The sequence below is a fragment of the Floridaenema aerugineum BLCC-F46 genome, assembly GCF_041929345.1.
GTDB classification, from domain to species: domain Bacteria; phylum Cyanobacteriota; class Cyanobacteriia; order Cyanobacteriales; family Aerosakkonemataceae; genus Floridanema; species Floridanema aerugineum.
Genome location: NZ_JBHFNQ010000090.1, coordinates 16,191 through 37,408 on the forward strand (window position 1 = coordinate 16,191; position 21,218 = coordinate 37,408).

The window sequence follows — 21,218 nt, forward strand, 5'->3', positions numbered from 1 at the left end:
GGGGGGAACCAGAGGAAACAAGACTCTCGTTTTTACCAAGGTGGGAACCAGAGGAAACAAGACTCTCGTTTTTACCAAGGTGGGAACCAGAGGAAACAAGACTCTCGTTTTTACCAAGGTGGGAACCAGAGGAAACAAGACTCTCGTTTAAGTCCCCCTTGTTAAGGGGGATAATGGGGGATCTCCGATTTAATATAAAATGGGAACTTGTTGGCGATCGCAGCAATCATTGAATAAAATAACTTAGCGAGACTGTTAGGCAAGAGGAATTATGAATACAGAGAAGTTGAGTTTGCTTGGTTGTAGTTCTCTAGCTGTAATTTTATTATCCAGCAATGCGGCGATCGCTGGAGAAATTAACTTACAACCCACTAATAATTTAGATAGTACGATCGCACAATCAACCCAGAAACAATTGACAATAGAAAATAATGACAGAAAATCGGAAATTATCAGATCTATTGTTGGTTGTAATTGCCCCTCTTGTCAAAGTCGTGTAGAACGGATGACTAATAGCCCGAATATTTTTTAGATTAACTTAATGCGATCGGAAAACTCGGTTTAGGGGGTGTAATTTCCGATCGCATCACCCCCAAAACCAGCAACCTGTTTACTGATACGCTAGGGTAGGGATGAAAAATAATTCTGAGTTTTTGCGGTGTTTACTAAACGTCCTGCTATATCTTTAAGTTTAATCATCCTGCTGCTAAGTTCCCTAACTGCTTGCGCCAATAATCCAGCCAGCAAAAACTTGGAACAAACCTTCGCAGCAGATCCACAATTAAAACAAAACCCTGCTAACTTAGGGGAAAAGGTTGCTAATACGAAACCCCAAAATCAACCAATAGCAGAATTACCAGCTGATTTTCCCACAGAAATTCCCCGTTACCCCAACGCACAATTACAAGAAGTAACCTCCACATTACCAGTTACTAACACTCGCTGGTTTACTCCTGACAGCGCAGACAAAATTCAGAATTTCTATAAACAACAATTTCAAGATAATAACTGGCAACTTTTAGATCAACCCGATCGACAAACAGGTAATTTAGAAGCACGTTTAAACGATTTAAAAGTTACTGTTGCCTCTGTACCTACCCAAAATCCCGGAGTTACAGAATTTACGATTCAATACCTTAAAGAAACACCGCAAACAACTGCCGAAACAACACCTTCCCCCACAACAGAAGCAACCCCGGAAGTAGCTGCGACACCTACACCACAAGAAACTTCCGCACCTGATGCCACCATTTTAACTGGAACATCACTAACATTTTCCGATATCAACAAAACCCCTAAAGAATTACGTTCTTTTGTAACTGAATTAGGAGAATTAGGAGTATTAACTCCCGCCAAAACCGGGAAAACCGATGACAACACTACAGTATTTGAACCAAACAAAGTAATTACCAAAAGAGAATTTGCCCGTTGGTTAATGGCAGCAAATAATCAAATTCAAGCCAATCAACCAGCAAAACAAATGCGTTTAGCTAACGAAAGTTCCCAACCAACATTTCAAGACGTACCGCGTACAGATCCAGACTTTGCGGCAATTCAAGGATTAGCAGAAGCGGGAATAATTCCTAGTCAACTTTCAGGAGATAACACTGCATTATTGTTTCGTCCTGATGCGCCATTAACCCGCGAACAAATGATACTTTGGAAAGTTCCCTTAGATACAAAATTAACAACTTCTGGCGCAACTTTTGATGCAATTAAACAAACTTGGGGTTTCCAAGATACCTTTAAAATTGAACCCAAAGCCTTAAAAGCAGTATTAACAGATTTTCAAAACGGAGATGCTTCTAATATTCGTCGAGTTTTCGGATATACTACTTTATTTCAACCCAAAAAACCTGTAACTCGCGCTGAAGCAGCAGGAACAATTTGGTTTTTTGGCACTCCAACCGAAGGAATATCTGCTAAAGAAGCATTGAAAGTGAAAAATCAATCTAGTTCAACACAAAATTAAATACTTACTGAGATGGATGACAGGCAAGATGCCTATCCTACGGGGATGACAGGCAAGATGCCTGTCCTACGGGGATGACAGGCAAGATGCCTATCCTACGGGGATGACAGGCAAGATGCCTATCCTACGGGGATGACAGGCAAGATGCCTATCCTACGGGGATGACAGGCAAGATGCCTATCCTACGGGAATCGGATTCTTTAACGAAGCCAAAAACCCTCATAAACATCTGTGTTCATCTGTGTTCATCTGTGGACATCTGTGGTAAAAAAACCAAGATTATAAACGAAGCCAAAAACTCTGATAAACATCTGCGTTCATCTGCGTTAATCTGCATTCATCTGCGTTAAAAAAAACCAAAAATGTCCACTTCAACCTACGACAATTTATTCAATATCATCGAAGAATTAGTATTGCATCATTCTCCCAGTGGCGCAGAAAGTGAAATCGATCGCCTCTTACTCCAACACTTTGAAAAAATACAAGTAAAAGCTTGGATCGATCGCGCCGGAAACGCCATCGCCCACCTCCCCGGAAAAGATTCTACCAGAGCGATCGCCATTACCGCCCACAAAGACGAAATTGGCGCGATCGTCAAAAGCATCGAATCAGAAGGAAAAATCCAAATTCGCAGACTAGGCGGCGCATTCCCTTGGGTTTACGGCGAAGGAGTACTAGACTTACTCGGCGACAATCAAACAATAAGTGGAATTCTTTCCTTTGGATCTCGCCACATCTCCCACGAATCACCCCAAAAAGCCCAACAAGAAGACAAACCCCTAACATGGGAAGACACCTGGGTAGAAACCAAACTAACAACCGCAGAACTAGAAGCAGCAGGCATTCGCCCCGGAACTCGCGTCGTGATTGGCAAACACCGCAAACGCCCGATCCGCCTCAAAGATTACATCGCCAGTTACACCTTAGATAATAAAGCCTCGATCGCCATCCTCCTAGCCCTAGCCGAAAACATCAAACAACCCGCAGTCGATACTTATTTAGTAGCCTCAGCAAAAGAAGAAGTCGGCGCGATCGGAGCACTATACTTTACCCAAAACCAAAAACTCGAAGCCTTAATCGCCCTAGAAATTTGTCCCCTATCCAGCGAATATCCCATAAAAGACGGAGAAGCACCAGTCTTACTATCACAAGATGGTTACGGAATCTATGACGAATCATTAAATAACGACCTACGAACCGTCGCCAAAGAACTAGGCATACCCTTACAATTAGCAGTTCTCAGCGGATTTGGTTCCGATGCGTCGATCGCCATGAAATTCGGTCACGTCGCTCGCGCCGCCTGCTTAAGCTTTCCCACCCAAAACACTCACGGTTATGAAATTGCTCATTTGGGTGCGATCGCCAACTGCATCCACATCTTACAAGCATACTGCGAAAGGGACTGGGGACAAGGGGACTAGGGGACTAGGGGACTAGGAGACAACTTGGAACTTTCTCTTTAACTCAAAACTCAAAACTCTCTCAAACGAAGCTAAGAACTACCCCCCCAGTCCCGAATAATTAACAATGTGTAAACCGCACTCAGAAAAACCGTATTATTTCCTACAATTAGGATAGCAGGGGAATTGCTTAGGAAAAATTTAGTCTGATTATGCCCAAAACTGTTGCCGATGTAATGAGCCGCGATCCGATTTCAGTGCGGCCCGAAACACCTCTCCAAGAGGCGATTAAAATTATGGCCCAGCGACGTATTAGTGGTCTGCCAGTAGTGGATCAGGCTGGCAAATTAGTGGGTGTGATCTCGGAGACAGACTTAATGTGGCGGGAAACCGGAGTAACTCCCCCAGCATATATTATGATTCTCGATAGCGTGATTTACTTAGAAAATCCTGCCCGCTATGACCGAGACTTACACAAAGCTTTGGGGCAAACAGTGGGAGAAGTGATGACGAAAGATTCGTTAATTACCACTGAACCGGATCAACCCTTGCAGAAAGCAGCACAATTAATGCACGACAAAAACATTCGTCGCTTGCCAGTCATTGATGATGCTGGACAAATTATCGGCATTCTCACTCGCGGAGATATTATTCGGGCAATGGCAGCCAGTCAAGACTAGTTTATTAGTCCTGGTCATTTGCCATTGAATCACAAAGAGATTTTAGATTTGCGATCGAACCATCCAAAATCTAAAATCTAAAATCTAAAATCTTTTGACCTGTGACCAATCAGCTTTGTTCTTTGAAAACCCTTTTTACTGACCAAATGACCATCACTCCTGACTCTGTGCAAAAATTGCTTCGTTCAGAGGAACTTAGCGATCGCTTACGCGCCGTCAACCAACTGCGCCAGTTAGACAGACGTAACGCCTTTAGGCTGGTGCAAATCCCCATCAAGGACAGCAACCCTAGAGTGCGTTACGCTGCCGTTAGTCAATTAGACACCCTTGGCTGGGAAAATCTGAAAAAATCTTTGGACATCTTGCGCGATCGCCTGCTCAACGACTCGGAAGTAGACGTTCAAGCCGCCGCCGCCGACTGTCTAGGAGCTTTACAATTAAAAGAAGCTCTCAAAGACTTAGAACAAACCTACCACAACACCTCGGAATGGTTGCTCCAAATGAGCATCATCGCCGCTTTAGGAGAAATGGCAGACAGCCGAGCTTTTAATCTCCTAGAAGAAGCACTCAAATCAGAGGTAGATTTAGTCAAAACAGCCGCTATCAGTTCTCTTGGTGAATTGGGAGACTTACGCGCAGTTCCTCTCCTGAGTCACTATGCCAAAGATCCTGACTGGCAAATTCGCTATCGCGTCGTCCAAGCACTCAATCGTTTAGGTAGTCCAGAAGCTTTGGCTATACTGCAAACGATGACTAATGATGAAGTAGAGCAAATCGCCCAAGAAGCTAGGAACTGTTTACCGATCGCTTAGAATCATTAAATTTCCCACTTGTAGAGACGTTATACTCAGATCTTGCAGAGTATGGAGGTGGAACCTCCCAACCCTCGTTACCAGGTTGAACCTGGTAACGAGAAATAGAGGCTCCGCTCAGGAGTGCAAGATCTCATTTATATATAACGTCTCTACAATGTTGAGGGTAATCAAAGCTGATAGATTTTATCCATAGTAAAATTGCATGACTGCTATTCAAAAATCCCAGTCCCCAATCACCTATCCTTGACGGTGATTATTGTTGTAATGAATTCTCGCCCCAGCCCACATTAATTTTTCCCGTAAAGTTTGATAATAAGAGTGGTTTTCCCGCAAAATAATAAACTTAGCAAGACAGTCAGCCATTCTGACATCCACTCTTTGTCCCGGCCAAATAGCAGTTGCTAAAACACCATCCATCCAAAGTTTAGTATTTAAATCATAATCTCCCAAAGGCCAAATACTTACCACAGAGCCAGCTGGTAAAACCAAGGGACGACTCGCTAAACTTAAAGGACAAATTGGAGTAACTGCGATCGCGTGCATCCCATCATGAATAATCGGCCCATTAGCAGAAACAGTGTAACAAGTTGAACCCGTAGGTGTAGCTACAATTAAACCATCACCTTGATATTGATCTACCACTTCGCCATCAATTTCCATCTCTAAAATTGAAGTGATCATCCGATCGGCAGAAGCAGGCTTTACACACATTTCATTTAAAGCCAAATAGTACTGACTCATCGGTTCTTGATTAGTGCGATCGCCCTCAAACAAAGCCGCCTGCAACATCATTCGCCGTTGAATCGCATAACGATCTTCCAACAGGCGATCCCAAACTTTCTCTGTATCCTTAAATTCCTCAAACGGCTGAGTTAAAAACCCCAAATGTCCCCCCACATTTACCGCCAAAATCGGAATCCCTTCCGACGCTAAATGCCTCGCTGCTGCCAATGCCGTACCATCCCCACCCAACACCAAAGCCAAATCTATTTTGTGAATCGAAGAAGCCAAAAAAACCGGATAAGGATTATCCTTGGCTCCACTAGGCCCCAATAACACCTGACAATTCCGCTTTTCCAATTGTCGCGCACAATTTTCTGCCCATTGCCGACTCAGGTTATCTCCTGCTTTGTGTGCAATGATTATGTGTTTTAGCTGCACTTAATAACCAACTCCAGTCGTTATATTTTTAAGGGGATTAGGGACTCTTGACTAGGAAAGTTTCTCGTAAGGAGAGTTTTGAGTTTTGAGTTAATGAATTTTCCTTTTTCCCCCATCTCCCCATCTCCCCAGTCAAGAGTCCCCAATTACCACTTCAACAAATTAAACGCCTCCATATCCACCGTATCGCGGTTGCGGTAGATAGCCAGAACAATTGCCAATCCTACAGCGGCTTCGGCTGCAGCGACAGTAATTACAAACACTGTAAACACCTGTCCTTTAATTGCTTGGGAATCTAAGAAATTAGAAAAACCCATCAAATTCAGATTTACGGCATTGAGCAGTAGTTCGATCGACATTAGCACCCGCACAGCATTGCGGCTAGTAATCAATCCATAAATCCCAATACAGAAAAGAGCCGCTGCTATTAGCAGAAAATATTGTAATTGTAACTGCATGAATCCTGAGTCTCCCCCTCAAAACTTAAACCTTTTTATCACTACCTGCAACTAACAATTCCCTTGGTCTTTCTGGTAAAGTCAAAGCAGGTTGTTGTGGTGTTTCTGGAGAAATTACTTGCTCTGGTAAGAACTCGCGACGAGCTAAAATAATTGCCCCTACCATTGCAATTAACAACAACACAGAAGCCAACTCAAAAGGTAACAAAAAGTCAGTGAAAAAATGCTCGCCAATTGTCACAATAGAAGATTGAGCCGGGACAACACCCACAACCTTTGTTGTAGTCCAAGGAGTTGCTAAAACCATTGTTAAGAGCAACACAAACAACCCAGCACAAACTAAAGCTGTTGCACCTTTCCGCACCCAAGCGTTAGGAAGTGGTGTAAAATCTTGCCTTTTATTTACCAACATAATGGCAAACAAAATCAAAACGTTAACTGCTCCCACATAAATTAACACTTGTGCTGCTGCTACAAAATCAGCATTCAGCAAAATGTATAATCCGGCAATGCTAATAAACACACCACCCAGCAAAAAAGCTGAATAGACAATATTAGCTAACAGCACGACTCCCAGTGCTGCACCAATCATCATTAATGACAGCAGTCCAAAGGAAACAATTTGAACTCCTTCTGCTAGATTCACAGTTTTTTGTCCTTTAATAACGGTAGTAGGTAGTAGGTAGTAGGTAGTAGGTGCATCCCACTACCCAATAATCGCTACTTTTTGCCTTATTTTTCTGTTTCTTGGAGAATCTCTTCTGGTAGTTTACCAGCACCGCGAGTCCCTGGAGGCAAATCGTGGGGGTCGATAACACCTTTTGGCAGGTAAACAAATTCGCGTAGAGGTGTCACCATTGGGTCATTTGTTACTTTGTAAGGTAAGCGACCCAGAGCTACGTTATCGTAGTTTAACTCGTGGCGATCGTAAGTCGAAAGCTCATAATCTTCTGTCATTGACAAACAATTAGTCGGACAATATTCCACACAATTGCCACAGAATATACAAACTCCGAAATCAATACTGTAGTGTCTGAGTTGTTTCTTCTTCGTTTCTTTATTGAATTCCCAATCCACTACAGGTAAATTAATTGGGCAAACCCGCACGCAAACTTCACAAGCGATACACTTATCAAATTCAAAGTGAATCCGACCCCGAAAACGTTCCGAAGGAATCAATTTTTCGTAAGGGTACTGTACCGTAATTGGACGGCGACGCATGTGGTCAAAAGTTACAGATAAACCTTGACCAATGTACTTAGCAGCTTGTACCGCCTCTTTCGCGTAATCTCCAACCTGTTTGAGGAACTTCATAATCTCTCGTCATCTGTTAGTTTGTTTCTTATCATTAGTCATTTTTGGATTGCCGATTTTAGATTTTAAGATTGTCCAGCAAATCGAAAATCTAAAATCTAAAATCCCAAATTGAATGACTAATGACTACCCGCCAAACGCAACTGGAAATGCTAACTTCAAAGCAGCCGTTAATAGCAAGTTTGCTAACCCAACGGGTAGTAAAAACTTCCATCCTAAATTTAGCAATTGATCGATTCTGACGCGAGGTACTGTCCAGCGTACCAAAACTGCTAAAAATACTAGGAAGTAAGCTTTGAGTACGGTCATGCCGATGCCCAAAGAAGCCGTGATAATTTGTAACCAGGAATTAGTTTCGTTGACTCCTAACCAACTGGCTAATGTTTCAATGGGAACGGGGAAATTCCATCCTCCCAAATACAGAACAGCGAAGATTAAAGCTGAGAGAACTAAGTTAACGTAAGAACCAAGGTAAAACAGGGCGAATTTCATGCCTGAATACTCGGTTTGATATCCTGCGACTAATTCTTCTTCTGCTTCGGGAAGGTCAAAAGGCAAGCGTTCGCATTCTGCTAAAGCGCAAATCCAAAAAATTATGAACCCTAAAGGTTGTCGCCAGATATTCCAGCTGAGAATTCCTAAACTAGATTGTTGGTCTACAATGTCGATCGTACTGAGGCTATTCGACATCATCGCCACCGCAATCACAGACAAAGACAAAGGAATTTCATAACTAATTGATTGTGCTGCTGCCCTCAAACCTCCCAGTAGCGAATACTTATTATTGGAGGCATAACCCGACATCAGCAAACCAATAGGCGCAATACTGGAAAAGGCAATCCAGAGAAATATCCCCATCCCAATATCAGTAATCACCAAATTTTGTCCAAAAGGCACAATTAAATAGGACAAAAACACCGGGATAACTACGATAATTGGGCCCAAAGTGAACAAAATTCCGTCAGTCTTAGCCGGAAGCGTATCTTCTTTAAAAACCAGCTTAATTCCATCTGCAACTGGCGCTAACACCCCAAACGGGCCCATATACTCAGGGCCAATGCGTTGTTGAGCAGCAGCGGAAATCTTCCGTTCCAGCCAAACGGTAACTAGCACTCCTACTGTTGCGCCGATGATCATTAAGAACATCGGTAGGGGAAGCCATAAGGCTTTAGCTGCTCCCGATGGGATGCCAAAGTCCGTGAGAGACTTAATAAAAATGCCTTGCAGGTCTATTCCTGAGTTCATGTTTGTCGATATTTTTCGTGATCTCGCCCAAACCAATCAACCGCTGAAAATGCGATCGCTCAGTTTGTGAAGATTTTTTTAGGACTTCTCTGCATAGTATATCGTTGCAGGGACTACAGCCCAGCAAGGCAATCACAATTTCTGCTTATAACTAACCCTGAGATAGACTGATGGGGACTGGGGACTGGGGACTGGGGCGGGGTTAGGGGTTAGGGGTTAGGGGTTAGGGTTTAGGGAAACACTCCGAGAACCCTTCTGCCCCCCTGCCCCCCTGCCCCTCTGCCCCTCTGCCCCTCTGCCCCTCTGCCCCCTGCTCGCTCAAGAGTACCGTTGATCCATTGGGATGTAATGAGATTCGTGGTATCCGGTGTAAACTTGGGTGGGACGATAGATGCGGTTTTCTTCGAGTTGTTCTTTCCAGTGGGCTAGCCAGCCAGCTACACGAGCGATCGCAAAAATCGGCGTAAACAAGTCTGTGGGAATACCCATTTTCCTATACAACAAACCGGAATAAAAGTCAACATTCGGGTAAATTCCCTTGTGTCCCAACTTCTCTTCCACCGCCCTTTCCAACTCCACCGCAATTTCGTAATATTTGTCCATCCCGAACTTGTCGAACAATTGCTCGGCTAAACCTTGGAGTATGGTAGCTCTAGGGTCTTTCACCTTGTACACTCGATGACCAAAGCCCATGATTTTCGATTTGCGCTGCAAACAATTTTCTAAATAAGGGCGAACATTTTCCACCGAGCCAATTTCTTCTAACATTTCAATAACTTCTTCATTTGCGCCCCCATGTAAAGGCCCACCTAAAGTTCCCACAGCTGAAGCTATTACTGCGTAGGGGTCTGTCAAAGTAGAAGCAGTCACTCTTGCCGAGAAAGTAGAAGCATTCATCGTATGCTCAGCATGAAGAATCAGGCAAATATCCATGATTCTTGCTGATAATGGGTCTGGTTCTCTCTCATTAAGCATATAGAGAAAGTTACCTGAATAACCCAAATCATCACGGGGTCTAACTGGCTCATTCCCATTCCGCATCAACTGGAAAGCGGCTACCATCGTCGGGATTTTCGCCATCAATCGCACCACAGCTGCTCGAATATAAGCTGGATTATGCAAATCGCGCCGAGAATAGAACAATCCTAACGCTGCTGCTGAAGCTTGCAAAGCATCCATCGGATGACCGCTTTCTGGGAAGCATTTCATCATATCAACGATGCGATACTTAATCCGACGATGATAACGGATTTCATGTTCAAAAGCATCTAATTCTGGTTTAGTTGGTAGCTTACCCCAAATTAACAGATAGGTTGTTTCTAAGAAGTTGCTTTTTTCTGCCAACTCTTCAATTTTAATACCCCGATATTCCAAAATTCCCTTGTGTCCATCAACATGACTAATAGCAGATTCAGCAGCGGGAATTCCTTCTAAACCTGGTCTAAACTCGCAGACGGTCATATCCTTACTCTTTGCTTAATTGAATATCTCTTCAGGCTAACTTACCAGAAAGTCTGAACCTGTTACCTTTAGCACCGAAATGATTTAACAGTTGTTAGAGCAGGAACTTTGGTGGTGTTAGCCAAAATAATAAACTACGACCGATCGGAGAACCACTTTCGGGAAGTTGCACTCCGATAACTCCAGCTTTTTTAACTAACAAATTGCCTTTTGCTTCACCCCAAACCAAAATTTCCGTCCATTCTCCCAAGTTTGGTTCATGACCAACTAATGCTAGACTACTACCACCTTTGTTTCGCCACTCCTCCCACCAAGTTAACCAAGAGTAGATGCTACCTTCTGGAGTTAGGTCTGTGGATTCTTCTAGTTGGGAACTTAGTCCGATCGCTTTTAGAATATCAGCAGTTTGGCGAGCCCGCACCAAAGGACTACTCAAAATTAAATCAAACTGCAGACCCAATTTAAACAATTGTTGAGCTACTTGCTTGGTTTTCCGCTTCCCCTCACTCGTCAGCGGTCTTACCCCATCTTCAGGATACTCTTCTCTTTCCGCAGCGATCCCATGACGCACCAAGTACAAATTCACCATTGCTTAATTTGCGTGCATTCCGCACACGCTTTGCTCGCCAGATTTAAGATTCTTGATTGTATAGTAAAATAAGCCAAAAATCTAAAATCTCAAACTTGCAACTTTACCCAACTATTCGGTTTCAATCAAGTTATGGGTGGGATTCACTAGTTTTAAAAGCTTTTGCTTAATCTGGCTATCAAAAACTTCCCATTTCAGTTTGGCATATTCGGAATTTTCGTTACTACCACCTAAGAAACCGATCGGAATTTCAAAACCTCCCGCCATTGAACGTCCACCACCAAAGAAACGTCCTTGATTGTCTTGACCAAAAGCTTCTTTGATAAATTCATCGGGATCGAGAGTGAGTTTAGTAGTTCTTAAAGAACCAACTACTAATTCCCGCTCTTTATCTTCATCATGAACAATACCATAAACCACAGCCGTATGCACGTTTTCTTCTGTTACGAGAAAGTCGGCAGCTTGGGGAATGGCATCACGGTCATCGTAAAGCAAATAACCGACTCCTGCGATCGAAAAATTATTTTTCACAATCCGATTTTTCAAACTACGCTCAATTACATCCATCACTCGTTTAGAACGAGTCGCCTGTAAAACAGCATTGAGCATTTGCGGATCGTAAAAACGGCTAAGATAAGCAGCAGCGAGAAATTCTTCTTCCTGCGCTTGTCGCAAACCATTAGTATCAGAACGTAAACCGTGCATTAAAGCCGTAGCGCATTTTACGTGCTCGCTAATGCCGTTATCTAATTCCAGTAATCCTGCTTGCAAGTATTGAGTAAAAATTGTTGATGTGGCACGTACAGCTGGACGAATATCAATAAATTCAGCTTGTAAATTACCTTGTAGTTGGTGATGGTCAACTACTACAATTGTGGGAATTCCAGCTTGCTGGACTTGCGTCATTAATTGGCTGGTAGTACCTTGGTTATCGATTAATACGCAACCTTGATACAAGGACAAATCTTTGTTTTTCACGACTTGCGGTGTCCAACGCATTGCAGGTAGGTTAGTCAGTTTCACCAAGGCAATATTTTCTTGGTGACTTAGGGTACCTCCATAAACAATGTCGCATTGAATCCCATATTGTTGCGCGATTAGTTGGTACGCCCAAGCACATGATAAAGCATCGGGATCGGGGAAATCCTGAACAACTATAATTTGCTTTTCTCCCCGATGGCGCTCTAAGGTTTGTTGTAGAGCTTGGGTTTTTTGAGCAGATAATTGGCTGGGGGAACGTCTGATAGGTTCGTTTATCGATTCAGATGCAGACGAAGCCGATCGCTTTAGATTAGATTCAGAGTTGGCTATATTTGCCTTTAGTTCCACAGGAGAATCAGCTAATAGGGTTAAACGGTCGAGTGACTCGATCGATCGAGATTGCATACTATTAAAAAGGGGTAGGGGTACTTTACGAAGTCTAGAATGTACAATTTATTTCCTGTGATTATGCTTGCTAGAAAGCAGCATTCCCCAGGTTGAGTTAAGTTGCTTCTCCTTCGATCTTCGCAAAAAAATCCAGATTGTACATACCCCCCTGTTGAGTATTTCATTCGGTAGAAGCCCCTAGTGCAAGAAGGCAGGGGAGATGGGGGGATGGGGGGATGGGGAGATGGGGAGATGGGGAGATGGGGAGCTCAAGATCTGGGGAGCTCAAGATCTGGGGAGCTCAAGATCTGGGGAGTTTTTCCCTAACCCCTAACCCCGCTCCTGTCCCCTTGTCCCCTTGTCCAGTCAAGAGTCAAGAGTCCCCGTTCCCTTCTCTTACAAAAAAACCTGCACTTGATTTCGTGCAGGTTTGTCAAACACCGATAACATATTTTCGCCACTCTTGATGCGTACCGCTTTTTATATGTTTGGCAACTTCAAAATATAGACTGCTGTACGGTTTTCGCGGTGGATTTCTTAAAAGCATATTTGCTTCTGAGGGTGTGCGATTGCCTTTTTTGATATTGCAGCGGACACAAGCTGTCACCATGTTTTCCCAAGTTTCGCCTCCTCCGCGAGAACGAGGGAGAACATGATCGAGGGTTAATTCGTCCCCTGTATAACCGCAGTATTGACAACTGTGCCCGTCTCGGTGCAATATATTACGTCTGGTCAGGGGAATATCTTTGTAGGGAACTCGGACGTAATGACGCAGCCGAATCACGCTTGGTAAGGGAAATTCTGTATAAATGTATTTCCCATTGTGTTCGACTTGCTCTGCTTTACCTTTGATCAATAAGATAACCGCCCGTCGCCAGTTGGTGATGTTGAGCGGTTCGTAAGAGGCATTTAACACCAGAACCTTGCCCATGAGAATTCAAATTGCGTCAATAGTTTACTGATTATGTCAAGATTATAGTCTTAGAATCTCAGTACCTCATTCGGACTGCCAGAAATTTTTTTCAACATCGGCTCTCCGAGCTCTCGGAGCAGGGGACTCCTGGGTAAAATTCAAAACTCTAAAGTTTCTTTGTAACTCAAAACTCAAAACTCTCCTTACGAGAAACTCAAAAGTTAAAGCATTCTGCCTGTAAGCAGATAGGTTGTCATTTCTCCTTTGCCTTTGATGGGGATGTTACCTCGCTTTTGGAAGTGGTATTTATCTCGGAGTAGTTCGTAGGTTGTGGTTGTGACTTGAATTTGTCCGGCTAATCCGTGAGATTCCATGCGACTGGCGGTGTTTACTGTGTCGCCCCATAAGTCGTAGATGAATTTTTTGATGCCGATTACGCCTGCGATGACGGGGCCTGTATTTATGCCTACGCGCAGTTGTACGTTTTGTCCACTTTCCCGGTTGAAGCGATCGATCTGTGTTTTCATATCTAATGCCATTTCTGCGATCGCATCAGCATGATCTTGGCGGGGTATTGGTAATCCTCCAACTACCATATAAGCGTCGCCAATGGTTTTAATTTTTTCTAAGCCGTGTTCTTCGGTTAGTTCATCGAAGGTGGAGAATATTTCGTTGAGCATTTCTATTAGTTCTACTGGGGGAATGTTCGCTGAAAGTTCGGTAAATCCGACTATATCGGCAAATAGAACTGTGGCTTCTTTAAAGATATCTGCGATCGTGCTTTCTTCTTTTCGTAGGCGTTCGGCGATCGGTTGTGGCAAGATGTTTAACAGTAATTTTTCGGTTTGTTCTTGTTGGTAACGTAGTGCTTCTTCTGTTGTCTTGCGTTTGGTAATATCTTCGATTGTCCCTTCATAATATAGTATTTTTCCTTGCTCATCCCGGACGGCACGAGTATTTTCGGAAACCCAAATAATCTTTCCATCTTGACGATAAACTTGCGATTCAAACCCAAATACATTGTTATGTTCTTCGATTAATTGAATAAACTTTGCTCTTTGCTGCGGAGCGACATAAACTTGCTGTTCAACGTTTTGAACCTTATTCATCAATTCTTCGGGAGAATTGTAACCGTATAATCTGGCTAATGCTGGATTAGCACTTAAGTAACGTCCGTCTACTGAGGTTTGGAAAATTCCTTCTACGGCATTTTCAAATATTGTGCGATACTTTTCTTCGGCTTGGCTTAATGCTACTTCTGATTGTTTCCTTTGGCGAATTTCTTCTAGTAATTGATGATTGGCTGCTTTTAAAGCTGCTGTTCTTTCTTCTACCCGATTTTCTAATTCTTCATTAGCTTTTAATAGTGCTTGTTGAGCGCGGCGACGTTCTACCCCTTCCATTGCTAAGGCTACAAAATCAGCTAAAGAGGCGGCGAAATTCTCTTCGTCTAAAGTCCAATTACGTGCTGTTTCGGTATGTTCATGGCTGATTACACCAATCATTTCCCCACTTAATCTAATTGGTGCATCTAACAGGGAAATAATCCCTAAAGGATGCAGATAATTCTCATATAGTTCATTGGTTCTAGAGTCTTTATGAGCATGATGAACGGTGATAATTCGTTGAGTGTGTAATGCTTGGAAATAGTTGGGGTAGTCTTGTGATAATAATTCTATTCCTGAAGAGTGGCGATCGCTACTTCGCTCATACAAATCCAAGCAAATAATTCCTGTTTTCTCTGGTTTATACAACCAAACGCTGGCTCTTTCTAACTCCAATGTTTTAGCTGCTGTTTCGGTAATTTCTTGAATTACTTCTACTAAATCACCTCTGGTAAGTTTGCTGTTAGTTGCTAATTCTAAAAGTGCGGTACTTTGTCTGCGTAAGCGTCTTTCACTTGCTTTTAAATTTTCTTCAGCACGTTTGCGTTCGGTGATATCGCGCCAAACTACATGAAGGATTTTTTCACCTTGTAATGGGATAGCGGTGAGTAATACTTCTACGGGAAATTGTGAGCCATCTAATCGTTGATGTGTCCATTCAAATCTCCAATTTCCTCTACTAATTGCTAAGGCATTATTTTCGTTGGCTTTGTTTAAAGAGTAGCTACCATCTGGTTGTTTTTCAGGTGATAATTGAGCCGGATGTAAATTTAATAATTCTTCCTTGCTGTTAGCACCAATCATTTCAACAGCGGCTTGGTTACAGTCAATAAATTTATCATTTTGTAATAACAGGATGGCATCTCCTGACTGTTCAAATAATAAGCGGAATTTATTTTCACTTTCCCGCAAGGCTTCTTCGGTGCGTTTGCGCTCAGTGATATCTTCATAAGTTACTAAAATTCCGACTACATTTCCCGCAGCATCATGCAGGGGAATTTTACTGGTTTCTAACCAAGCTTCTCGACCATTTTTGAAGTGAAAATACTCACAATATTGAGTGACTTGAGTATTACTTTCCATCACTTGTCGATCGATCGCTCGTAAAAATTCGGCTTGGGTTTCACTTTCACAAAAATCATACTCAGTTTTCCCAATAACTGCGGCTGGCTCTCCTAAACCAACATCTTCGGCAAACTTTTGATTACCACCTTGATAAACTGAATTAAGGTCTTTCCAAAAGAGGGCTTGGGGAATATTATCCATCACCAACCGCAACATTTTTTGGGAAGCTCTTAAGGCTTCTTCGGCTTGTTTGCGATCGCTAATATCTGTACCAATACAAAGCAATCCTGTAAAATTACCATCTCGATCGAATAAAGCTTTATTTTGCCAAGCTATCCACACTCTTTCTCCATTGCTGCGAATATTTTCGTTTTCTTGATGTTTGTAGATCTCAGGAGATAGGAAAATTTGCTTAATTAAGCCTGCTAAATCTTGACCTGAACTGCCAGTAAAGGGAACTATGGTTCCGACTATATTTCTGCCAATAATTTGCTGTTCTGAATACCCAAAGAAACCTTGAGCAAATTCATTAAAAAAGGTGATATTCCCTTGGGGATCTAGCTTTAAAATTATGCTGTTGGCATTTTGAACTAATTCCCGATATTTAGTTTCTGATTCTTTTAAAGCGATCGTGGCTTTTTGTACTGCTCGGCGTAAATGTTCTGGCGATCGCACCCAAATATACACCAAAATACCAGTTAATAAAGCTGAAATTCCGCCACCGATTCGCAACCATTGGGAAATCGGCGCTTGTTTTGACCAACCACCCACAGGTATTGCTGCTACTTGCCAGTAACCATTGGGCAATTTTACTGCTAAAATTACCGGATTTTTGCTAAAAATTGCGCCATTACCGAAAAATACCTCCCCTTGTTCCCCTAATCCATCTTTTCCCCGCAAAGCAAATTCCACTTGTTGATGAGATTGGGGAAGATTTTTTGGTTGATTTCCCGAATTTATCAGTCCTGCTTCTTGAAAAATCGTGTCTCTGTCCACGATTACACCTGCTAATCCCCAATATCTTCCACTTTCCGGGGGTTCGTTGGGGGGTGAAAGAAAAATGGGAGTGCGATTGATAAAACCTACACCCCCTTCTACTAAGTTTACTGGCCCTGCAATTACGGTTTTTCTGCTGTTAATTGCTCGTTGAATCGCCTCTCGTTCTTCGGGTACTGATGAAGGATCGAATCCGATCGCTGCTTCATGACCTTTTAATGGGTAAATGTGAGTTACGATCGAATCTCTGTACAATGCCACGCTCCCAATGCCAGTTTGTTGCGAAACTAACACTTTGGCAAGGCGTTCAAATTCTGCTTGGTCAATTTCTGGATGATTGGAAACATAAGCGACTAACCCTCGCGCCAGAAATAATCGGGAGTTTAAAGCGCCTTCTAATTTGGCGCGGACAGTGCTGAGTTGATGCAACACATCGGCGCGATTACTTTCCCGGAAGCGCTTTCCCTCTGAGCGATCGATCATCCAGACACCAGCTAGAACTACCATTCCTGCTGATAATGCTGCTATGTAGGGTAAAAGGCGAATTCTCATAGATATACATTAATCGATTGTCGTACTAATTGAATTTTCATCGGTCAAACAATGAGTCAGTAAGAACGCTACCCTGACAGTTTAGCTAATTTTAGTTTTCTGGCTGAATTTAGCTAAATTTACCGAATTATCCGGCAAAAACACCCCTCTATCCCCTGGACTAGCTGTTGCTTTTATTGAATTATCTAATTTTACGTAGTTTGCCAGACAACTGCTTTTATTTTGTCATTTTTAAAGCTTGTCTTGCCAAAAATATGTTTTCATTTCGCCTTTACCTTTAACTGAAATCATTCCCCTTTCCTGAAGTAAAAAAATTATTTGTAGAATGATATTAATACTGAAATTCACCTTGGCATTATCTGTTAGCTAAATGTAAAATTTACTTACTTACAAGTTAATCTAGTATCAATTTAGTGGTTTAATTTTGCCAAACCAGTCAGGTATTGTCCGATAATGCTGGGCAAATGGCGATCGAGTGTGAGTGATGAAGGAGTGAGACGGAATGTTAAGTTGGGAGCAAACTTCTGCTTTAGCTGCGATGCGATGCGAACGTGCGTGGGTAGAAATAGATTTAGCAGCTTTAGCTCACAATGTAGAGCAAATGAAAAGTCTTTTAGCACCCCAAACGCAACTGATGACGGTGGTAAAGGCAGACGCTTATGGACATGGTGCTTGTGTTGTAGCGCAAACAGCTTTACAAGCGGGAGCTAGTTGGCTGGGAGTGGCGACAATACCAGAGGGAATAGAGTTACGCCAAGCGGGGATAAATGCGCCAATTTTAATTTTAGGGGCAACAAATACGCCGGAGCAAATTGAAGCGATCGCACAATGGAAATTACAACCCACCCTTTGCACTCCCCAACAAGCTTTAATTTATTCGGAAACTTTGGCTTCCCTGAATCAAAATTTACCTGTCCATATTAAATTAGATACGGGAATGTCACGATTAGGAACTAACTGGCAAGAAGCCGCTGATTTTGTCCAGCTAGTTTATCATTGTCCAAATTTAGAAATAGCCAGTATCTATTCTCACTTAGCCACCGCTGATAGTCCCGATCCAACTATTATGAAAGACCAACAGCGGCGGTTTGAAGCAGCGAAAAATGCAGTTGCTACTCGCTTAAATAACAGAAAAATTAACAACTTAGGTAGGCAATTCCCCCGACTACATTTAGCAAATACAGCTGCGGCTTTAACTAGTCGCAACTTACACTATGATATGGTACGAGTTGGCTTGGCTACCTACGGACTTTACCCAGCAACTCATTTAAAACAAGTGGTAGAACTTAAACCAGTCATGCAGGTAAAAGCCAGAGTTACTCAAGTGAAAACCATTGCTGCTGGTACTGGTGTAAGCTACGGTTATCAATTCATTGCTGAGCAAGAAATGCGTTTAGCAGTAATCGGAATTGGCTACGCAGACGGCATTCCCCGCAACCTTTCTAACAAAATGAAAGTTTTAATTCGCGGTCAGCAAGTACCCCAAGTGGGAGCGATTACAATGGATCAAATAATGCTCGATGTTAGTGCGATTCCTGATTTACAAGTAGGAGAAGTAGTCACTGTTTTAGGCAAAGATGGCAATTTTCAAATTGGCGCTGATGATTGGGCAGAAATTTTAGGTACTATTTCTTGGGAAATTCTTTGCAGTTTTAAACATCGCCTCCCCCGTGTAGCTGTGGGTGAAGTAAAAAGGCAGAGGACTAAGATAAGCTGAATCTAGACCCGAATCTAGATCCCCGACTTCTTCAAGAAGTCGGGGATCTGAGCAAAGATCTGAGCAAACAACAACTGGTATTACTAAGCACTCACACTACTGAATTGTTTCGCTTTTGGTTGTTTGAGTAAGTCAAGGTAAAGGTTAGTTAATTGAGCAGCAACTCCATCCCAGCTAAACATTTTTTCGACTCGTTCTCTGGCATTTATTCCTAATTTGTTGCGCCTTTCTGGGTTGCCCAAAATGCGATCGATCGCCGCTGCAAAAGCTGCGTTATCTTTAGGCGGACAGAGTAAACCAGTTTCTTCTGGTACGATCGTAAATTGTAAACCACCAACATCGCTGCCAATTACTGGTGTACCACAAGCCATTGATTCAATTGTTACTAACCCAAAGGGTTCATAGTGACTGGGAACAACAGTTACATCAGCCGCAGTGTAGTAATTTGGTAAAACTTCTCGACTCAATCTTCCGGGGAAAATTGTTAGATCGTTTAAACCCAGTTCGTCTACAATGCTGGCAATGCGATCGGACTCTTTCCCATCACTATGTCCGGGGATAAATCCGCCCCCAATAATTAATTTTAGCTGGTGATTTTTCCTAGCTTGGCATTGACCAACCGCCCGCACTAAAGTTTCAATTCCTTTGCGTCGATCGAAACGACCCACGTATAAAATTACCTTAGTTTCTGGGTCAATTCCTAATTGTTCTCTAGCTGCTATCCGACTAATAGAACCAAAATGACTAATATCAGTACCGCAAGGAATAATGTCAATTTTGCCTTTTTGAGAAACTAAAGTTCTCATGTGATCTCTTTCTTGCGGACTAGTTGCCACAATTCTCTGGGCTGATTCTAATACCGCTTTTTCTGTGCTTAAGCGGGTAGTAGCAATCATCGGAATTGTGGTGACTGACTTATATTTAACTGCACCTAAAGAATGGTAAGTATGCACTTGTTGTATATCAAGTTTATTTTTCAGTTGCATCCCTACCCAGGCAGAAAGCCAGTAATTAGTATGAACGATCGGGTAAGTAATTTGATTTTCTTGCTGAAATTGGCGAAAATTCTCCACAAACTCTGGTAAATATCCAAAAATATCATCTCTTGGCACAAACTCTTCCGGGCCTGCATTTAAACGAATTGTTCGACAATTAAGGCTATGTTGTACAATCGTATCTTGTTGAGGATTAGCTTTGCGGGTAAACATATCAACTAGCCAACCCTTTTGTGCTAATGCTTGACCTACTTGACGCACATAAACATTTTGCCCGCCAGCTTCTTCTTTACCAATTTCGATCGCTGGATCTCCATGCACCGATATGAGAGCAATGTGCTTTTTGATTGGGGAAAACATAGTTTTGTAACTGTTGGTGTAATTAAATGAAAGCCGAAACAAGAGATTATTAAAATTAGTAGCCGCCTGATTAGCTCAAGTGTTAAATTTGAGCTTTTGATATTTACAGTAAGGAGCAATTGATCTGATAACATCAGCTAAGGGAGAGATTGATCGGCGCAAGTGAAGATATTACTTAAGAGTGAAATAATCTGGTAAATTAAAATACTTTGGGCTTTTTTCGTTCCATTTGTTCAACCGGGGAACGAGGACACAGGAGGTTCCACCTCCTAGAGCGCCAGTCCAGTAGAAGTATTTGACAAAAAGAACTAAATGTGGGTCGTTGTACAGGCCGCAGCAGGGCGAAGCATTCGGACAGAAAATCTTGGGTTTTGTACAATAAATTGTCGCCCGAATGCTTCGCCCCTACACAATACTTATGCTGGTTTTTCTGTCAAGAGCTTTTACTGGACTGGCGTTCTAGTTATGCCAGATCTCAGACAAGTAATGTTAACCGAACCTTTTGCGGGTAGGGGGGCAGGCTAGACAAGGGTGGGAAAGTGCAAAACTTTTTTTGGGAATTCGCTGGATTATCTATCAAAAGCGTGCTACTATAAATTAATGTCACCTTGGAGAGGTGGCTGAGTGGTCGAAAGCGGCAGATTGCTAATCTGTTGATGGACTCGTAAGACCCATCCGAGGGTTCGAATCCCTCCCTCTCCGTTTTTTGTACAATTAGGCTGGTCTTGGGGACTGGAGACTGGGAAAGTTTTGAGTAGGGGCAATTCATGAA

At 42.6% G+C, this 21,218-nt stretch carries 17 protein-coding genes and 1 tRNA gene; 7 read left to right on the forward strand and 11 right to left on the reverse strand.

Annotated features, from left to right (window positions below; genetic code table 11):
• Positions 1–271 precede the first annotated feature (271 nt).
• The 5 genes from ACE1CC_RS11145 to nblB all read left to right on the forward strand — a co-directional run bounded on the left by ACE1CC_RS11145 (position 272) and on the right by nblB (position 4,864).
• Positions 272–532, forward strand: a complete 261-nt coding sequence (locus ACE1CC_RS11145) for a hypothetical protein (RefSeq protein ID WP_413270531.1) — start codon at positions 272–274, stop codon at positions 530–532.
• Between the two features lie 126 nt (positions 533–658).
• Positions 659–1,972 (forward strand): S-layer homology domain-containing protein, encoded by a 1,314-nt coding sequence (locus ACE1CC_RS11150; protein ID WP_413270532.1) that lies wholly within the window; start codon positions 659–661, stop codon positions 1,970–1,972.
• Positions 1,973–2,334: 362 nt separating this feature from the next.
• A complete protein-coding gene (locus ACE1CC_RS11155; RefSeq protein ID WP_413270533.1) occupies positions 2,335–3,393 on the forward strand; it encodes a M42 family metallopeptidase in 1,059 nt (352 codons plus the stop codon).
• 191 nt (positions 3,394–3,584) lie between these two features.
• Positions 3,585–4,052, forward strand: a complete 468-nt coding sequence (locus tag ACE1CC_RS11160; protein WP_413270534.1) for a CBS domain-containing protein — start codon at positions 3,585–3,587, stop codon at positions 4,050–4,052.
• 146 nt (positions 4,053–4,198) lie between these two features.
• Positions 4,199–4,864, forward strand: coding sequence for a phycobilisome degradation protein NblB (nblB, locus tag ACE1CC_RS11165; protein ID WP_413270674.1), 666 nt, complete (start codon positions 4,199–4,201; stop codon positions 4,862–4,864).
• 240 nt (positions 4,865–5,104) lie between these two features.
• On the opposite strand, the gene ACE1CC_RS11170 is transcribed toward nblB, so the two are convergent.
• From ACE1CC_RS11170 to ACE1CC_RS11215, 10 genes are all read right to left on the reverse strand, one after another.
• Complete coding sequence (locus ACE1CC_RS11170; protein ID WP_413270535.1) at positions 5,105–6,028, reverse strand: NAD(+) kinase; 924 nt, start codon at positions 6,026–6,028, stop codon at positions 5,105–5,107.
• Positions 6,029–6,174: 146 nt separating this feature from the next.
• Positions 6,175–6,486, reverse strand: coding sequence for an NADH-quinone oxidoreductase subunit NuoK (gene nuoK / locus ACE1CC_RS11175; protein ID WP_413270536.1), 312 nt, complete (start codon positions 6,484–6,486; stop codon positions 6,175–6,177).
• A gap of 25 nt (positions 6,487–6,511) precedes the next feature.
• On the reverse strand, positions 6,512–7,132 hold the full coding sequence (locus tag ACE1CC_RS11180) for an NADH-quinone oxidoreductase subunit J (RefSeq protein WP_413270537.1): 621 nt from the start codon (positions 7,130–7,132) through the stop codon (positions 6,512–6,514).
• Positions 7,133–7,218: 86 nt separating this feature from the next.
• Positions 7,219–7,800, reverse strand: coding sequence for an NAD(P)H-quinone oxidoreductase subunit I (gene ndhI, locus ACE1CC_RS11185; protein WP_413270538.1), 582 nt, complete (start codon positions 7,798–7,800; stop codon positions 7,219–7,221).
• A 126-nt stretch (positions 7,801–7,926) separates the two neighbouring features.
• Positions 7,927–9,045 (reverse strand): NADH-quinone oxidoreductase subunit NuoH, encoded by a 1,119-nt coding sequence (gene nuoH / locus ACE1CC_RS11190; protein ID WP_413270539.1) that lies wholly within the window; start codon positions 9,043–9,045, stop codon positions 7,927–7,929.
• 318 nt (positions 9,046–9,363) lie between these two features.
• Positions 9,364–10,506 (reverse strand): citrate synthase, encoded by a 1,143-nt coding sequence (locus tag ACE1CC_RS11195; protein WP_413270540.1) that lies wholly within the window; start codon positions 10,504–10,506, stop codon positions 9,364–9,366.
• 94 nt (positions 10,507–10,600) lie between these two features.
• A complete protein-coding gene (sixA, locus tag ACE1CC_RS11200; RefSeq protein WP_413270541.1) occupies positions 10,601–11,095 on the reverse strand; it encodes a phosphohistidine phosphatase SixA in 495 nt (164 codons plus the stop codon).
• A gap of 111 nt (positions 11,096–11,206) precedes the next feature.
• Entirely contained in the window at positions 11,207–12,481 is a 1,275-nt protein-coding gene (locus ACE1CC_RS11205; RefSeq protein WP_413270542.1) for a DHH family phosphoesterase, read from the reverse strand.
• 415 nt (positions 12,482–12,896) lie between these two features.
• Entirely contained in the window at positions 12,897–13,394 is a 498-nt protein-coding gene (locus ACE1CC_RS11210; protein WP_413270543.1) for an HNH endonuclease, read from the reverse strand.
• A gap of 203 nt (positions 13,395–13,597) precedes the next feature.
• Positions 13,598–17,374, reverse strand: a complete 3,777-nt coding sequence (locus ACE1CC_RS11215) for a PAS domain S-box protein (RefSeq protein WP_413270544.1) — start codon at positions 17,372–17,374, stop codon at positions 13,598–13,600.
• Between the two features lie 502 nt (positions 17,375–17,876).
• Here ACE1CC_RS11215 and alr point away from each other — a divergent pair.
• Positions 17,877–19,091: an alanine racemase gene (gene alr / locus ACE1CC_RS11220; RefSeq protein WP_413270545.1), complete on the forward strand. Its 1,215-nt coding sequence runs from the start codon at positions 17,877–17,879 to the stop codon at positions 19,089–19,091.
• A gap of 83 nt (positions 19,092–19,174) precedes the next feature.
• Here the strand turns inward: alr and ACE1CC_RS11225 are convergent, their stop codons facing one another.
• Positions 19,175–20,446, reverse strand: a complete 1,272-nt coding sequence (locus ACE1CC_RS11225) for a glycosyltransferase family 4 protein (RefSeq protein ID WP_413270546.1) — start codon at positions 20,444–20,446, stop codon at positions 19,175–19,177.
• 610 nt (positions 20,447–21,056) lie between these two features.
• Between ACE1CC_RS11225 and ACE1CC_RS11230 the strand changes: the two genes are divergently transcribed.
• Positions 21,057–21,148: transfer RNA gene (locus ACE1CC_RS11230), tRNA-Ser, on the forward strand.
• Positions 21,149–21,218: the final 70 nt, after the last annotated feature.

What these genes read in the sequence shown, in the direction of transcription:
- ACE1CC_RS11145 (WP_413270531.1), top strand. Translation starts at nt 272, where the DNA reads ATGAATACAGAGAAGTTGAGTTTGCTTGGTTGTAGTTCTCTAGCTGTA.
- ACE1CC_RS11155 (WP_413270533.1), top strand. Translation starts at nt 2,335, where the DNA reads ATGTCCACTTCAACCTACGACAATTTATTCAATATCATCGAAGAATTA.
- ACE1CC_RS11160 (WP_413270534.1), top strand. Translation starts at nt 3,585, where the DNA reads ATGCCCAAAACTGTTGCCGATGTAATGAGCCGCGATCCGATTTCAGTG.
- nblB (WP_413270674.1), top strand. Translation starts at nt 4,199, where the DNA reads ATGACCATCACTCCTGACTCTGTGCAAAAATTGCTTCGTTCAGAGGAA.
- nuoK (WP_413270536.1), bottom strand. Translation starts at nt 6,486, where the DNA reads ATGCAGTTACAATTACAATATTTTCTGCTAATAGCAGCGGCTCTTTTC.
- ndhI (WP_413270538.1), bottom strand. Translation starts at nt 7,800, where the DNA reads ATGAAGTTCCTCAAACAGGTTGGAGATTACGCGAAAGAGGCGGTACAA.
- nuoH (WP_413270539.1), bottom strand. Translation starts at nt 9,045, where the DNA reads ATGAACTCAGGAATAGACCTGCAAGGCATTTTTATTAAGTCTCTCACG.
- ACE1CC_RS11195 (WP_413270540.1), bottom strand. Translation starts at nt 10,506, where the DNA reads ATGACCGTCTGCGAGTTTAGACCAGGTTTAGAAGGAATTCCCGCTGCT.
- sixA (WP_413270541.1), bottom strand. Translation starts at nt 11,095, where the DNA reads ATGGTGAATTTGTACTTGGTGCGTCATGGGATCGCTGCGGAAAGAGAA.
- ACE1CC_RS11205 (WP_413270542.1), bottom strand. Translation starts at nt 12,481, where the DNA reads ATGCAATCTCGATCGATCGAGTCACTCGACCGTTTAACCCTATTAGCT.
- ACE1CC_RS11210 (WP_413270543.1), bottom strand. Translation starts at nt 13,394, where the DNA reads ATGGGCAAGGTTCTGGTGTTAAATGCCTCTTACGAACCGCTCAACATC.
- ACE1CC_RS11215 (WP_413270544.1), bottom strand. Translation starts at nt 17,374, where the DNA reads ATGAGAATTCGCCTTTTACCCTACATAGCAGCATTATCAGCAGGAATG.
- alr (WP_413270545.1), top strand. Translation starts at nt 17,877, where the DNA reads ATGTTAAGTTGGGAGCAAACTTCTGCTTTAGCTGCGATGCGATGCGAA.
- ACE1CC_RS11225 (WP_413270546.1), bottom strand. Translation starts at nt 20,446, where the DNA reads ATGTTTTCCCCAATCAAAAAGCACATTGCTCTCATATCGGTGCATGGA.